Source organism: Halorhodospira halochloris, from assembly GCF_002356555.2.
Classification (GTDB): domain Bacteria; phylum Pseudomonadota; class Gammaproteobacteria; order Nitrococcales; family Halorhodospiraceae; genus Halorhodospira; species Halorhodospira halochloris.
Window position 1 is genome coordinate 338,157 of the sequence record NZ_AP017372.2, and the last position, 15,051, is coordinate 353,207.

The window sequence follows — 15,051 nt, forward strand, 5'->3', positions numbered from 1 at the left end:
TCCCCCGACCTCGTGCCGATCGCTACGCTATCGCGTTACTTCGCCAAGCCCGGCTGAAGCGCGAAATCCAGCGCTTCTGCCTCCAGCCTTAGTGGCCCTACCTCCCCCGACATCGTGCCGATCGCTACGCTATCGCGTTACTCCGCCAAGCCCGGCTGAAGCGCGCATCCTTGCGCGCACAGCCGGCGCTCGCATCCATGCGAGCGCCCTACGGGGATCTTTGGCTGCGTAACGCTGCTTCGCTAAAGGCACGAGGTCGGGGGAGGTAGTGCCACTAAGGCTGGAGGCAGAAGCGCTGGATTGTCGGCTCATCAGCCTGCTCGACCCTAGGGCGGTATTGCTCCGCTGCTTCCTGGCCAAACTTCTGTTCGAGTAACAAAAGAAGAGATTTACCTTCTCCAGCCAATAGGCCTTCTCGGCTACCCTCCTGGGACCTTCCAGCCTTAGTGGCCTTACCTCCCCCGACATCGTGCCGATCGCTACGCTATCGCGTTACTCCGCCAAGCCCGGCTGAAGCGCGCATCCTTGCGCGCACAGCCGGCGCTCGCATCCATGCGAGCGCCCTACGGGGATCTTTGGCTGCGTAACGCTGCTTCGCTAAAGGCACGAGGTCGGGGGAGGTAAGGCCACTAAGGCTGGAGGCTGGAGGCTGGAGGCTGTCAAAATTATCCCAGGTTAAACGCTCTTAGTCGGTTTAATTTGTCCGGTTATCAGCGTGCCAGGCGGGGTATACAAGGAAGCTCATGCCCGAGCTAGAGTATTTTTTATACCAGGCTAAATAAAACGAGGCGCCAGGGATGGCAGCTTCCCTGCCCACACATCCCTAGCGCGCCCATCCCATTGCCAGCATCCGTGCCCTGACTAGCGCAATCCTTCACGCCTCCTTGTCTCGACATGCCCCTAGCCGCGCCTGGCAATCCTTTGCCCTGACCTTAAAGCAGATCGCACACATCCATGTGCTTTGACCACTGCCAAGGGGTGCTATGCGCTTCCTGCGCGGCGCGGTGGGGGCGGCTTCCATGCCCCGAATGCAGGAGCAATACTACTCCCAAATCGTAACCTGGCCAATGGGAAAAGTTCCCTATTTATATGGGAATTTTCTGAAATTTAGCAGCTAGTGGTTATCAGGATGTGAACTATATGGTGGCATAATGCGAGTAGTGGACACATTTATTACCGGAGGGAGAAGTTGACCATGGCCAAGATTGCCCACGAACCAGTAAAACGCGCCATGAGCCGCATTCGTGAACTCAGTGCCGACGAGGAAGCCCGCCGGCTAGCTTTCGTCAGAGAACGGGCTCTGCGCGACGAGGTTTCGCAGCTCAATGAGGCTAGACAAGAAGGCCTGGAAAAAGGCGAGCAAATTGGCTTGGTAAAAGGAGAGCAAATTGGCTTGGAAAAAGGCGAACAAATTGGCTTGGAAAAAGGAGAGCGATTGCGCGCTGAGAAGACCGCCCGAAACCTTATAAAAACTAATGCACTAAGCGATGAACAGATCGCCCAGGCAACCGGCTTAACTCAGGGGGAAGTAGCTCAGCTTCGTGCAGAACGGCAGAAATAGCACCTCGTTTAGCTGTGCTAAACTGAGCCATCTAATCTATGTGGCTAGCTCTAAGTACTCTATTTAAATGGCCGAACTACTCTCCCCTACTAACGACTACGTCTTCAAACGCCTCTTTGCAGAAGCACCAGACCTGTTAGTAGATTTGATCAACGACCTGCGCCCAGATCTGCCCGATATTGCCAGTGTTGAGGTCCTTACCTTAACCCAATATTGAACCGAATGAGTTAACCGGCAAGTACATAATCCTCGATGTCTTAGCCCGCGATGGGCAAGGGCACTGCTACAATGTCTAGATACAAGTGCGCCGTTATGGAGCTTGGCACAAGCGCGGGCTCTTCTACCTAGCCCGCACACTCGGCTTGCAGCTTGGCGCGGGCGAGGACTACCAGCAACTAAGAGCCGCAGTGGGGCTGCATCTGCTCGATTTTGACCTGTTCACGGCAAATCAGGCCGAGCTTGAGCAGGCGCTATGGCGCTTTGAAATGCGCGATGAGAGACAGCCCGAGGTTACTCTCGGGAACATCTTGCAGATGAACCTGATCGAACTTAATAAGGCAGATCGTTTAGGGCTACCTGATGGCCCGCTGCGTGCCTGGATTACCTTTTTCACCCACTGGCGGGAGGAGTTGACCATGGCCAAGATTGCCCACGAACCAGTAAAACGCGCCATGAGCCGCATTCGTGAACTAAGTGCTGACGAGGAAGCCCGCCGGCTCGCTTTCGTCAGAGAACGGGCTCTACGCGACGAGGTTTCGCAGCTCAATGAGGCCAGACAAGAAGGTCGGCAAGAAGGTCGAAAAGAAGCCAACGCTGAAACCGCCCGCAACCTAATCGAAATTAACGCACTAACCGATGAACAGATCGCCCATGCAACCGGCTTAACACAAGCGGAAGTGGCGCAAATGCGTGCAGAACAGCAGGGCTAACGCTTATTTTGTTGCACGCCCCGAGAAGATGGCTGGCGTGGCTTTACCGGAAGACCTCTTCTATGCTGTTAGCGGTCAGTATATTGATAAGCCACTGCTGGATTGTCGGCTCATCAGCCTGCTCGACCCTAGGGCGGTATTGCTCCGCTGCTTCCTTACCAAACTTCTGTTCGAGTAGCAAAAGAAGGGATTTACCTTCACCAGCCAATAGGCCTTCTTGGCGACCTTCCAGCCGACCCTCCTGTTTCCACTCCCTCTCCCACTCATTCATACGTTCAGCTAGCATCTCATTTACCTCCTCAAGGTCCTGCACTTCTTCCCAATCGAAGAGTTTTGAATCAGCGAAGGGTTTACGGCGCAGCAGCACGCGCTGTATCCAGATGGCAAACTCTCGTCGGATAGGGCGCTGCTCAGGTTTAACCAGCCACTTGCTGAGGGTAGCGACGATCGAGCGCATATCATCCGGCGTGCGGCTGTGTTCAAGCCTGAACAGGGCGTGAACCAAGCTATGCAACTCGGGTGAGTTATCTTTGCTGAGAAGCGCTCCCTCATCGAGAAGCATATAGCGCATCTGAGGCCGGTAGGCAGACAGACCGCCGGGGATGCGCTCGATCAGAGAATCAATATCGGTGGCCGCCGACCAGCGCCGCTGTCCATTATATAGCACCACGGGCAGAACAGGTGGCAGCCTCCCATCACTGGTGAGTTTACCTTGCGCGATAAGATCCTGATAGAGCAGCCCCAGATAGGTCATCATGCGCACTGCCATGAACTGATCTATGTCGCTTTGAAACTCCAGCAGCAGGTAGACGTAAAGCCACTCTTTGCCCCAGCGTACGCGCCAAATCAGATCATCGTGGCGATCGCGATAGTCATCGGCAGCGTAGGAACCGTTCTGCTTCTCCAGGGTAGAGAAGTCGAGCTCTTTTACCCAATCCTCGCCGACGTACTCAACGAGCAGGTCCTTAATCATAACCGGCTGAGAGAAAAACCTCTTGTAGGCCGGGTCGTGATGATTGTTTGTCAAGTAAGCCTCCGCCGGAGCTGAGTAAATATAGAATCCTGCCTAGATAAATTGCACCATCGCGCCAACGTGGTCCACAGCCTCGCCGACTAATAGCTCCTACCTCCCCCACCTCGTGCCGATCGCTCCGCTATCTCGTTACTTCGCCAGCCAAGCCCGGCTGAAGCGCGAAATCCAGCGCTTCTGCCTCCAGCCTTAGTGGCCCTACCTCCCCTGATCTCGTGCCGATCGCTACGCTATCGCGTTACTTCGCCAAGCCCGGCTGAAGCGCGCATCCTTGCGCGCTCAGCCGGCGCTCGCATCCATGCGAGCGCCCTATGGGGCTCTTTGGCTGCGTAACGCTGCTTCGCTAAAGGCACGATGTCGGGGAGGTAGGGCCCCTAAGGCTGGAGGCTGTCAAAATTATCCAAGGTCAAGCGTGTCAACATCACCTCAGGTTGACCGCTTTTCACCGGTTTAATTTGTCCGGTTATCACAGCGCGGGTCTTAAATCTTAAAGACGCTCATGCCCGAGCAAGAAAATGTGTTATGCAAGGCCCAATAAAAACGAGGCGCCAGGGATGGCAGCTTCCCTGCCCACACATCCCTAGCGCGCCCATCCCATTGCCAGCATCCGTGCCCTGACTAGCGTAATCCTTCACGCCTCCATGTCTCGACATGCCCCCAGCCCCGCTGGCAATCCTTTGCCTTGACCTTAAAGCAGGGCGCACACATCCATGTGCTTTGGCCACTGCTAAGGGCTGCTATGCGCTTCCTGCGCGGCGCGGTGGGAGCGGCTTCCATGCCCCGAATGCAGGATCAATACTACTCCCAAATCGTAACCTGGCCAATGGGAAAAGTTCCCTATTTATATGGGAATTTTCTGAAATTTAGCAGCTAGTGGTTATCAGGATGTGAACTATATGGTGGCATAATGTGAATGGTGGACAGATTTATTACCGGAGGGAGAAGTTGACCATGGCCAAGATTGCCCACGAACCAGTAAAACGCGCCATGAGCCGCATTCGTGAACTAAGTGCTGACGAGGAAGCCCGCCGGCTCGCTTTCGTCAGAGAACGGGCTCTACGCGACGAGGTTTCGCAGCTCAATGAGGCTAGACAAGAAGGTCGACAAGAGGGAATAAAAGAGGCTAGACAAGAAGGTCGACAAGAGGGAATAAAAGAGGGTCGGCAAGAAGGAATAAAAGAGGGACAACAAAGAGGACGACAAGAGGCTAAAGCCGAAACCGCCCGAAACCTTATAAAAACTAACGCGCTAACAGATCAGCAGATCGCTCAGGCAACCGGTTTAACACATGAGGAAATAGCTCAACTGCGTGCTGAGCGGCAGGGCTGACACTTATGTCGTACGCATATCATCCGGTTTGCGGCTGTGTTCAAGTTTTTTATCGGTTAATGGTGCCCCGGGCAGGATTCGAACCTGCGACCTATCGCTTAGGAGGCGATCGCTCTATCCGGCTGAGCTACCGGGGCAAGGTCGGTGGCGTGATGGTTTGGGGTAACCGCCGGTTTTAGCCGCCAACTGAAGCCCGGCCAGTCTAGCGGTTTTTTGTGCTATTCCGCAAGACAGGCTTGTAAAGTCGATAGGCAGGTCAGCTAAGGCAATATAATCACTGCGGGGACCTCTAAACCCCCCCTGTAAAAAACCCCCGAGTCTTGCCGAACCGGTGTAAAAGAGCCGTACAGCCATCCCTAGTGCTTGATGGCTCTATCCTCCCTGGAGCTTAGACCTTCACGCTGAGGCAGAAGGGGTCCCGAGTTATTCTTTAGAGAAGCCGCAGAGGCGCCCCCCGAGACCCGGAGGAGCCTCAGAGACGTCCCAAAGATGCCCCAAAGGCGTCATTGCGCTACCCATAGGCTTAGGGCTCTTCATCTTGATAAGGCACCGGCCTATAACCCAAGTGCATTAACCGAAATATCCCTCCTTCGATATTTATAACCGGGGCATCAACCTTTTGGGACAGCAGATGGGCCGCTTGCCGAGTGCGGTTACCGGTTCGGCAGATAAGCGCAATAGGGCGGAGTTCCTGATTTAAGTGAGGCTCTAGATGCTCTATAAAATCCTCGGTGTGGCGGTAGGTTATGGTCTTTGACCCCTCCACGATGCCAGTCTGCTGCCATTCGTAAGGCTCACGAATATCGACCAATACGCCGTTAAATTGCAATAGATCGCCTGGATCAGGGGCTACCGAGTAATAGTTGCTGTGTGCCGGATGCGGTAAGGCAAGAAAGGCTATGGTTAAGAGCAGAGCGATTGCTGGGCAGCGGTATTTTTGGTTGACATCCATCGAATTTAAGCTCACTTGCCTAACGTCAACGTCCTCAGACGGAAGAGTACAAAGCCGATAATCAGAGCTATGAAAGCGAATGTAATCAAGGTGCCAAAGGTGCCCAAATATTCTACCATCCTTTCCCAGTTAGCGCCGGCTGTATAGCCACCAAGGACTAATAGGGAGTTCCAAGCGGTACTGCCGAGAAAGGTAAAGAGCAGGAACTTTGGCATAGGCATGGGCAAGAGGCCTGCGGGAACCGAGACAACGCTGCGCACGGTAGGCAAGAAGCGGCCAAAAAAGACGATCAAGGCGCCGTGACGCGAAAAGACCTTATCCATTGCCGCAATGTCGCTCCTCTTGAATAGATACCAGCGGCCACCTAGAGTTAGCCACCAAATCATCCGTTCCCGGTCAAGCCAGCGGGCCGCATAGTAAATCAGCGTCGAGCCGAAGGTTGAGCCGAGACTGGCCGCTGCCAGCGCCGCTAAGGGGTGGTAATCCCCTTGCGAGGCGGCGTAACCGAGAAAAGGCATCAACGTCTCGGGGGCGATGAAGATCATGGCAATGAAGATGCCAATCAGCCCGAGGTGTTCAAGGATTTCTATGATTATCTCCGCTGCCATCCTGTAGCCCTGATTCTCTCGTACAAATCAACGTAGGCATCAGCTGACCGATCCCATGAGTAATCGGCGCTCATGCCGCGAGCCTGTATCTTTTGCCAAGCCTCTTGATCCTGCCAATAGCTGAGGGCGCGTTCCACGGTCGCGGCTAATGAGCCGGCATCGGCTGCCGCCGTGCAAAAGCCGTTGCCACCGGCGTGCGCATCTACATCGAGCACCGTATCAGCAAGTCCGCCGGTGGGGTTGACCAGCGGGGGAGTGCCGTAGCGCAGCGAGTAGAGCTGGTTGAGACCGCAGGGTTCGAAGCGAGAAGGCATTAGAAAGATATCACTCCCGGCCTCGATGCGGTGTGCCTGTCCCTCATCGTAACCGATGGATACGCCGACCCGACCAGGATGGGCTTGAGCTGCCTGGAGCAATGCTCGCTCCAGGGTGTTATCGCCAGAGCCGAGAATGGCCAGGCGAGCGCCGCTGGCTAACAGCCGGGGCAATGCGCCGAGGATCAAATCGATCCCCTTTTGTTCAACCAAGCGGCCGATAAAGCCGAGCAGGGGGGATTGGGGGTCATCGTCAAGGCCGATTTCTACCGCGATGGCCTGACGGTTTTTGGCCTTGGCTTGAGGGTCAGGGGCAGAGTAGTTGGCGGCTAGATGCGGGTCGGTAGCCGGATCCCACGTTGTGGTGTCAACGCCATTGATAATGCCGTGCAGATCACTGCTGCGCGAGCGCAGCAGGCCGTCGAGTCCCCAGCCGAATGCCGGGGTTTGAATCTCGCGGGCGTAGGTTGGGCTGACTGTGGTGATTGCATCACTGAGGGTTAGCGCGCCCTTGATAAAGGCCAACTCGCCGTAGAACTCCAGCCGTTCGGGGTTCCACATTGCAGCGGGCAACTCGAGCTGAGCAAATACGTCAGCCGAGAAAATGCCGCGGTAGGCCAGGTTGTGGATGCTAAAGACCGTCCGTGGGCGCTCTTGGTGGCTCTCGCTATAGTCCTGCAAAAATACCGGGGCTAGTGCGCTTTGCCAGTCGTTGGCGTGGAGGATATCGGCCTGCCAATCGAGCACCTCCCCGGCGGCGATGGCCGCCGCTACCCGCGACAACCAGTAGAAGCGCAAGTGGTTATCCGGCCACGGCTCCCCGCTGGCGGTGGCATATGGCGATCCAACCCGCTCGAAAAGCTCGGGATCGTCGAGCAGCCATACAGACACCTCGCTGCCCGGGAGCCGGCCTTCAATGATCTTTTGCTTGTGGTACCGGTTGGAGGATTGTGCCTGTCCCTTTGAGGGTGCCGGGGATTGTGCCTGTCCCTTTGAGGGGGTCGGTGCCTGTCCCTTTGGTTGTGCCTGTCCCCCTCCCGGTGCCTGTCCCTCTGATTGGGAGATTTGTGCCTGTCCCTCTGATTGTGCCTGTCCCTTTGTGGAGGATGTCTGTGCCTGTCCCTTTACACTCCCGGCGCCACTGCCGAGGGAGAGGTACTTGATCGGCCCTTCAAGGCGTTCGCGGGCGCTGGGGTAAGCTGGCATCAGAAGACGCACGTCGTGGCCGCGGTCGGCTAGCGCACAGGTGAGTCCGTAAGCGACGTCGCCCAGACCGCCGGTTTTAGCCAGTGGCCAGGCTTCTGCGGTGACAAAGAGAATTTTCAAGGCCTAGTCTCCCGTCCCCAGTGCTCCGTCATCATGGCTACTGCTTACCAGCACCACGGCTGCCAGAGGTGGCAAGGTCAGAGAGACAGAGTAGGGCTGACCGCTCCACGGGATCTCTTCAGCCATAACTCCGCCACCGTTGCCGAGGTTGGAGCCGCCGTAGCAGGCGGCGTCACTGTTTAATCGCTCTTGCCAAAAGCCCGGCTGAGGGACGCCAAGGCGGTATCCGAAGCGCGGAACCGGGGTGAAGTTGAGCGCGACTAGGGAGTAGTCATGGTGTTTTTCTTTGTGCCTGTCCCCTTCCTCACTGTGCCTGTCCCTCTCCAATCCATCTAAATCTCTGTGCCTGTCCCCCTGCAAATCCCCCTGATCATTGTGCCTGTCCCTTTGATCTCTGTGCCTGTCCCCCTCGCTTCGGGCATAACGGTAGTAGCTGAGGACGGACTGGTCGCTGTCGTGGCAATCGGCCCAGGCGAAGCCGCGGTGGTCGAAGTCGTAGTGGTGGAGGGCTGGGCAGCTGGAGTAGAGGGCGTTGAGGTCGGCGATCAGCTGTTGGATGCCGCGGTGGTATTCGGAGCATAGTTCGTGCCAGTCGAGGCCTCGGGTCTCTGACCACTCGTGGCGTTGGGCGAACTCGCAGCCCATGAAGAGCAGCTTCTTGCCGGGGTAGGTGAACTGGTAGGCGTAGAGGAGGCGAAGGTTGGCGAAGGCCTGCCAGTCGTCGCCGGGCATGCGTTGGAGGAGGCTGCCCTTGCCGTGCACTACCTCGTCGTGGCTAAACGGCAGGACGAAGTTCTCGGTGAAGGCGTAGAGCATGCCGAAGGTTAGCTGATCGTGGTGATAGCGCCGGTGGACCGGATCCTCGCGCATGTAGGTCAGGGTGTCGTGCATCCAGCCCATGTTCCACTTCATGGTAAAACCTAGGCCGCCGAGATAGGTCGGGCGGGTAACCTGCGGCCATGAGGTCGACTCCTCGGCTAGTACACAGGTGCCGGGTTGTTCGCCGTGGGTGACGCTATTCATCTCGCGTAGAAACGAAATCGCCTCAAGATTCTCATTGCCGCCGTAGATGTTCGGGATCCAGTCGCCGTCCTCGCGCGAATAATCGAGATAGAGCATGGAGGCGACGGCATCGACCCGGAGCCCGTCGAGGTGGAAGGTCTCTAGCCAGTAGAGGGCGCTGGCGAGCAGGAACGAGCGCACCTCATTACGCCCGAAGTTGAAGATCAGCGTTCCCCAGTCGCGATGCTCACCCTGGCGCGGGTCGGCATGCTCATACAGCTGCGTGCCATCAAACCGGGCCAGGGCCCATTCGTCGCGCGGGAAATGGGCCGGCACCCAATCGAGGATAACGCCGATGCCGTTACAGTGGCAGTGATCGACGAAATAGCGAAAGTCATCAGGCGAGCCGAAACGGCTGGTAGGCGCAAAATAGCCGGTCGTCTGATACCCCCACGAACCGTCAAAGGGGTGCTCGGTGATCGGCAGCAGCTCGATGTGGGTAAAACCGAGGGCGCGGACGTGGTCGACTAGGCGGTGGGCGAGGGTGCGGTAGTCGAGGAACTGACCGTGTTCATCGAGTTGCCACGAACCTAGGTGAACCTCGTAGATAGACATTGGCTGGTGCTGCCAAAAATCCGGGTGCCGGCGGCGGTGCTCCATCCACTCCGCATCCTGCCAGCGATAGTTATCAGGCGGCTCGACAATGGCAGCCGTATTCGGGCGCAGCTCGAAACGCCGCCCGTAAGGATCGGTCTTGGTTAAGACCTCTCCGCTATCGCGATTGCGGATGGCGAACTTATACAGCGCCCCGGGTTCGACAGCCGGGATAAAAATTTCCCAGATCCCGGCCTCAGGGCGCACCTGCATCGGATGGCGAGCGGCGTCCCAGTCATTGAAATCGCCGATCACACTGACCCGATCAGCATTCGGAGCCCACACCGCAAAGCGCACCCCGCGGCTGCCCTGGTGCTCAACCTGGTGGGCACCGAGAAAATTCTGGGTATGCCAGTGACGCCCCTCGCTAAAGAGGTGCAGATCGAAATCGGCGAGCGTCGGGGCCTGCTCATCGCTGGAGCTAGGGGCAACAGCGCCGGGTGACGAAGGTGTTGTTGAGCGCGGCGAAGAGGTCGGTTTACTCACGGCGTTATCCAAATCCAAAAGGCTGTAACAAAAGTTGTGTTCCTAAACTACTAACATGGTAATAGAATTAACTGAAAGATACACACCAGTCCCCACAAGGAGTCTCCGGCCATGCAAGAGAACGCCTCGCCGCGCTACGTTAGCCGCCTGACGCGGAACACCTTAGCCCTGATTCTCGCCGGTGGTCGCGGGACTCGCCTCAAACATCTCACCCAATGGCGCGCCAAACCGGCGGTGCCATTTGGCGGCAAGTTTCGCATAATCGACTTTCCGCTCTCCAACTGCGTTAACTCCGGGATTCGTCGCATCGGAGTGCTGACACAATATAAGGCCCACTCGCTGATTCGCCACATTCGCCAGGGCTGGAGCTCGCTGCGCGCCGATTTCAGCGAGTTCGTCGAACTTTTACCGGCCCAGCAGCGTATCGAGACCTCTTGGTATTTGGGCACCGCCGATGCCGTCTACCAGAGCCTGGACATCGTGCGCATGCACAACCCGGAGCTAGTGCTGATCCTCGCCGGTGACCACGTCTATAAGATGGACTACGGTCCGCTGCTCGCCTACCACGTCGAGAAGGGCGCCGATGTCACCGTCGGCTGCATCGAGGTGCCACTGGACGAGGCCAGCGCCTTCGGGTTGATGAACATCAACGAAGATAATCAGGTGGTGCGTTTCGAAGAGAAGCCGGCCGACCCCACCCCGATGCCCGGCTCGCAGACCCACTCCCTGGCCTCAATGGGCATCTACGTCTTCAATCGCGAGTTCATGTTCAAGGCGCTGGGAGTGGATGCGCGCACCAGCTCCGAGCACGACTTTGGTAAAGACATCATCCCCTCGCTCATCGACAAGGCCCAGGTCTACGCCTATCCTTTCCGTGACCCGGCTACCGGTGATCAGTCATACTGGCGCGATGTCGGAACAGTGGACGCCTTCTGGCGGGCCAACCTGGAGCTCGTCGAAGTCACCCCGGAGCTCAACCTCTGCGACCGCGAGTGGCCTATCTGGACGTTCCAAGAGCAGTTGCCGCCGGCCAAATTCGTCTTCGACGAGGATCAACGCCGCGGCATGGTCGTCGACTCCATGGTCTCGGGTGGCTGTATCGTCGCCGGGGCCTACCTGCGCCGCTCAGTGCTCTTCTCCTCAGTGGTGGTTGATGAGCGGACCAAGGTGCAGGATTCGGTGATCCTCCCTGAGGCGCGCATCGAGCCGGGCTGTCGTATCAGCAACGCGGTTATCGACAAGCACTGCCGCATCGAGGCCGGCACCGTTATTGGTGAGGATCCGGAGGAGGATGCCCGGCGTTTCCATGTTACTGATTCTGGGGTGGTTCTGGTTACCCCAGATATGCTTGGTCAGGAGATCCATGTTGTCTATTGAAAAATCATCGACCACCGGGCCGTCCCCGGACAAGGTACGGGTTGTACTGTGCTGGCACATGCACCAGCCGAGCTACGTCAATCCGGCTAGCGGCGATTACGAATTGCCGTGGACGTACCTTCACGGCATTAAAGACTATACCGACATGGCCGCACACCTTGAGGCCAATCCCCAGGCTCGCGCCGTGGTCAACTTCTCGCCGATCCTGATTGAACAGATTGAGGACTACGCCGAGCAGATCAAGGGTTTCCTGGCGAGCGGCGAGCGCTTGCGGGATCCGCTGCTGAACGCGCTCGCGCAGCCGGTGATTTCCGCCGACCCTGAGCATCGGCGCAGCATCCTCGAGCAGTGCCGGCGCATTAACCGCCCGCGACTAGTCGACCCCTATCCGCAGTATCGGCAGCTGATGGAGTTTGCCGATTTGCTCGACCAGCAGCCGACTATGCTGCGCTATCTCGATGAGAGCTTCCACGAAGATCTGGTCACTTGGTACCACCTGGCCTGGCTGGGAGAGACGGTGCGCGGCAGTGAGCCGCTGGCCAAGCGGCTGATCGAAAAGGGGCATGGATACTCGGTCCACGAGCGGCGCGAGCTCCTGGCCCTGATTGGCGAGCAGCTCTCGGGACTCTTGCCGCGCTATCGTAAGCTGGCTGAGCAGGGGCGGGTTGAGCTGTCGATGACCCCCTACGGCCACCCCATCTTGCCGCTGCTCCAGGACCTCCAATCAGCCCTAGAGGCGTGGCCGGATGCGCCGATGCCGGAACAGGTTACGGCCTATCCTGGGGGCGAGGAGCGGGCCCGCTGGCACCTCGAGCACGGGCGGGAGGTCTTCGAACGCGCCTTTGGCCAGGCGCCGCACGGGTGCTGGCCGTCGGAAGGGGCGTTGAGCGAGCCGACCGTGCGGTTGCTGAGTGAGTGCGGCTTCAAGTGGGCGGCTAGCGGCAGCGGGGTGCTGGAAAATAGCCTCAATGGCAATGGCGTCGAGGAGCAGCAGCGTAATGGCCACTGGCACCGCGCCTACATCTTCCAGGGCGAGGCTAGCGGGGCTGGCGAGAACAGCGTCGAGCCGACGCGGTGCTTTTTCCGCGACGACGGGCTATCCGATGCTATCGGCTTCGTCTACTCCGACTGGCACGGGGATGACGCCGTCGCCAATCTCGTCGTCAAGCTCGAGGAAATCGCTGTTGCTAGCAAAGATCCCGGCAATACGGTGATCAGTATAATCATGGATGGCGAGAACGCCTGGGAGCACTACCCGGCGAACGGCTACTACTTCCTCTCCGGTCTTTACGAAAAGTTGAGCGAACATCCCCGGCTCCACTTGACCACCTTCGCTGAGGCGATTGAGCAGGTAGAGCCGATCGCCCTGGACAGGCTGGTCGCTGGCAGCTGGGTCTACGGCACCCTCTCGACCTGGATCGGTGAGGTCGACAAGAACCGCGCTTGGGAGCTGCTCGTCGCCGCCAAGCAGGCCTACGACAGCCAAATCGATAAACTCGAGGGTCCCGCCCGGGATCGCGCCGAGCGGCAGCTGGCAATCTGCGAAAGCTCGGACTGGTTCTGGTGGTTCGGTGACTACAACCCGCCCGACGTGGTGCGCGACTTCGACCACCTCTTTCGCATCCAACTCGCCGCGCTCTACCAGTGTCTCGGCTTAGAGCCGCCCCAAGAGCTCGATCACCGCTTCACCCACATCGGCACCGGTAGCCCGCAGATGGGCGGGGTCATGCGTCAAGGTCGTCTCGAATCATGAGTGGGCGTGGCCTAACAGAGCAACGACGGGCTGGCGTACTTGCACACTTGAGCTCCTTGCCGGGTGGGCCGGGCAACGGCGACCTAGGCGCACACTCGCGCTACTTCGTAGATTGGCTAGCCAATTGCGGCTTCAGCGTCTGGCAGATGCTACCGCTGGGACCGACCCACGAAGACCTCTGCCCCTACCAGTGCCTGTCCGTCCATGCCGCCGACCCGGGCTTCATCGACCTGCAACAACTCGTCGAAGCCGGCTACCTCAGCGCCGAGCAAGCCATACCGCCGACCGACCTCAGCCGCAGCGAACTCCTCAACTGGCGCTACCAACGCCTGCGCGACGCCAGAGCCGGCTTCGTCGCCCGCCACGGCCAGAACGGAAAGGGACAGGCACAGGGAGAAGAGGGACAGGCACCGCCACCACCACCGCCACCAGAAACAAACTCCGAGCTACGCGAGCTCCGGCAGTTTCGTGCCTGTCACTCTCACTGGTTGGAGGATTACGCCTTGTACATGGCGCTGCGCCGGGAGAACGAGTTCAGGCCCTGGTGGGAGTGGCCGCAGCCGTTGCGTGATCGGCAGCCGCAGGCGTTGGAGGAGGCGCGCGAGCGCCTGGGGGAGGAGTTAAATCAGGTCGTATTCGAGCAATTCATCTTTTTCCGCCAGTGGGCAGCGCTACGCGCCTATGCGGCAGAAAAGGGAGTGCTGCTATTCGGCGACATGCCGATCTTCGTCGCCCACGATAGCGCCGAGGTATGGGCGCAGCGCGAGTACTTCGACCTTGGCGCAGATGGCCAACCGCTGAGTGTTGCCGGCGTGCCGCCCGACTACTTCGCCGCCGATGGCCAGCGCTGGGGCAACCCCCACTACAACTGGCAGCGGATGGCAGAAGACGGCTTCAAGTGGTGGCTGCAGCGCCTGGAGACCCAGCTCGAACTATTCGACTTCGTGCGCCTCGACCACTTCCGCGGCCTAGCCGCCTACTGGTCAATCCCGGTTGAGGCAGAGACCGCCCGCGATGGCCACTGGGAACCGGCCCCAGGCCACGACCTACTTAGCGCAGTGGCCCAGCGCTTTGGCCAGATCCCGCTGGTTGCCGAGGACCTGGGCATCATCACCGACGATGTCGTGGCCCTGCGCGAGCAATTTGCCCTGCCGGGAATGAAAGTCCTGCAGTTCGCCTTCGACAGCGACTCGGCAAACCCCTACCTGCCGCACAACCACACAGCAGATAGCGTGGTCTACACCGGCACCCACGATAACGACACAACCATGGGCTGGTACGCCGATCTGGAGCCGTGGGTCACCGAGCGCATGCACTCATACCTCGGCCACCCCAACGAGCCGATGCCGTGGCCACTAGTGCGCGCCTCACTGGCCTCAGTTTCCGGCCTGGCCATCCTGCCGCTGCAAGACCTGCTCGCCCTGGGATCGGATCACCGCATGAACATCCCCGGCGTGGCCGAAGGCAACTGGCGTTGGCGCTTCGAGTGGGAGTGGTTACCGGATGACCTCAGCGGTTGGCTCTGGGAACTAAATTATCTTTATGGCCGCGTTTGAGTTGATGTGGCTTAAATCTTGGTTGATTCGCCCAGGATGCCAGTTTGATATGTCGCTAACTTGCAACAGGCAACAGGCGCCTAGAACAGCTCCCCATTGGGAGCCTCAATAAATTCTCCCCGGAGCCATATCCCCCTGGCCATATCCCCGGAGCCATTATCTGCCCCGGCGTGG

Annotated in this window: 11 protein-coding genes, 1 tRNA gene and 1 pseudogene; 6 read left to right on the forward strand and 7 right to left on the reverse strand. The window is 58.5% G+C overall.

All coding sequences use genetic code 11. From position 1 onward, the window contains the following. Window positions 1-274: 274 nt before the first annotated feature. Window positions 275-406, reverse strand: a complete 132-nt coding sequence (locus HH1059_RS13885; protein WP_276309272.1) for a hypothetical protein — start codon at window positions 404-406, stop codon at window positions 275-277. A gap of 789 nt (window positions 407-1,195) precedes the next feature. Between HH1059_RS13885 and HH1059_RS01465 the strand changes: the two genes are divergently transcribed. Then, complete coding sequence (locus HH1059_RS01465; RefSeq protein ID WP_231901987.1) at window positions 1,196-1,561, forward strand: hypothetical protein; 366 nt, start codon at window positions 1,196-1,198, stop codon at window positions 1,559-1,561. A gap of 67 nt (window positions 1,562-1,628) precedes the next feature. Beyond that, window positions 1,629-2,490, forward strand: a pseudogene (locus HH1059_RS01470) (Rpn family recombination-promoting nuclease/putative transposase). Between the two features lie 43 nt (window positions 2,491-2,533). Here HH1059_RS01470 and HH1059_RS01475 read toward each other — a convergent pair. After that, on the reverse strand, window positions 2,534-3,517 hold the full coding sequence (locus HH1059_RS01475; RefSeq protein ID WP_096407493.1) for an Rpn family recombination-promoting nuclease/putative transposase: 984 nt from the start codon (window positions 3,515-3,517) through the stop codon (window positions 2,534-2,536). Window positions 3,518-4,471: 954 nt separating this feature from the next. On the opposite strand from HH1059_RS01475, the gene HH1059_RS01480 reads away from it, so the two are divergent. After that, entirely contained in the window at window positions 4,472-4,849 is a 378-nt protein-coding gene (locus HH1059_RS01480) for an RpnC/YadD family protein (protein WP_231901988.1), read from the forward strand. 60 nt (window positions 4,850-4,909) lie between these two features. On the opposite strand, the gene HH1059_RS01485 is transcribed toward HH1059_RS01480, so the two are convergent. The 5 genes from HH1059_RS01485 to glgB all read right to left on the reverse strand — a co-directional run bounded on the left by HH1059_RS01485 (window position 4,910) and on the right by glgB (window position 10,191). After that, window positions 4,910-4,986, reverse strand: a tRNA-Arg gene (locus HH1059_RS01485). 386 nt (window positions 4,987-5,372) lie between these two features. Next, window positions 5,373-5,816 (reverse strand): rhodanese-like domain-containing protein, encoded by a 444-nt coding sequence (locus HH1059_RS01490; RefSeq protein WP_162549281.1) that lies wholly within the window; start codon window positions 5,814-5,816, stop codon window positions 5,373-5,375. Then, entirely contained in the window at window positions 5,813-6,409 is a 597-nt protein-coding gene (locus HH1059_RS01495) for a DedA family protein (RefSeq protein ID WP_096407499.1), read from the reverse strand. The genes HH1059_RS01490 and HH1059_RS01495 overlap by 4 nt, the downstream gene beginning before the upstream one ends. Beyond that, a complete protein-coding gene (gene glgA, locus HH1059_RS01500) occupies window positions 6,394-8,049 on the reverse strand; it encodes a glycogen synthase GlgA (RefSeq protein ID WP_096407501.1) in 1,656 nt (551 codons plus the stop codon). Before glgA ends, HH1059_RS01495 begins: the two co-directional genes overlap by 16 nt. Window positions 8,050-8,052: 3 nt before the next feature. Further along, the gene (glgB, locus tag HH1059_RS01510; RefSeq protein WP_231901989.1) at window positions 8,053-10,191 is read right to left on the reverse strand and encodes a 1,4-alpha-glucan branching protein GlgB; all 2,139 of its coding nucleotides are present in this window, start codon (window positions 10,189-10,191) and stop codon (window positions 8,053-8,055) included. Window positions 10,192-10,302: 111 nt separating this feature from the next. On the opposite strand from glgB, the gene glgC reads away from it, so the two are divergent. The 3 genes from glgC to malQ are packed head-to-tail and all read left to right on the forward strand — an operon-like array spanning window position 10,303 to window position 14,877. Continuing rightward, window positions 10,303-11,568: a glucose-1-phosphate adenylyltransferase gene (gene glgC, locus HH1059_RS01515; RefSeq protein ID WP_096407506.1), complete on the forward strand. Its 1,266-nt coding sequence runs from the start codon at window positions 10,303-10,305 to the stop codon at window positions 11,566-11,568. Beyond that, window positions 11,558-13,321: a glycoside hydrolase family 57 protein gene (locus tag HH1059_RS01520; protein ID WP_420809683.1), complete on the forward strand. Its 1,764-nt coding sequence runs from the start codon at window positions 11,558-11,560 to the stop codon at window positions 13,319-13,321. The genes glgC and HH1059_RS01520 overlap by 11 nt, the downstream gene beginning before the upstream one ends. Continuing rightward, window positions 13,318-14,877: a 4-alpha-glucanotransferase gene (gene malQ, locus HH1059_RS01525; RefSeq protein ID WP_096407511.1), complete on the forward strand. Its 1,560-nt coding sequence runs from the start codon at window positions 13,318-13,320 to the stop codon at window positions 14,875-14,877. The genes HH1059_RS01520 and malQ overlap by 4 nt, the downstream gene beginning before the upstream one ends. The last annotated feature ends 174 nt before the right edge of the window (window positions 14,878-15,051 follow it).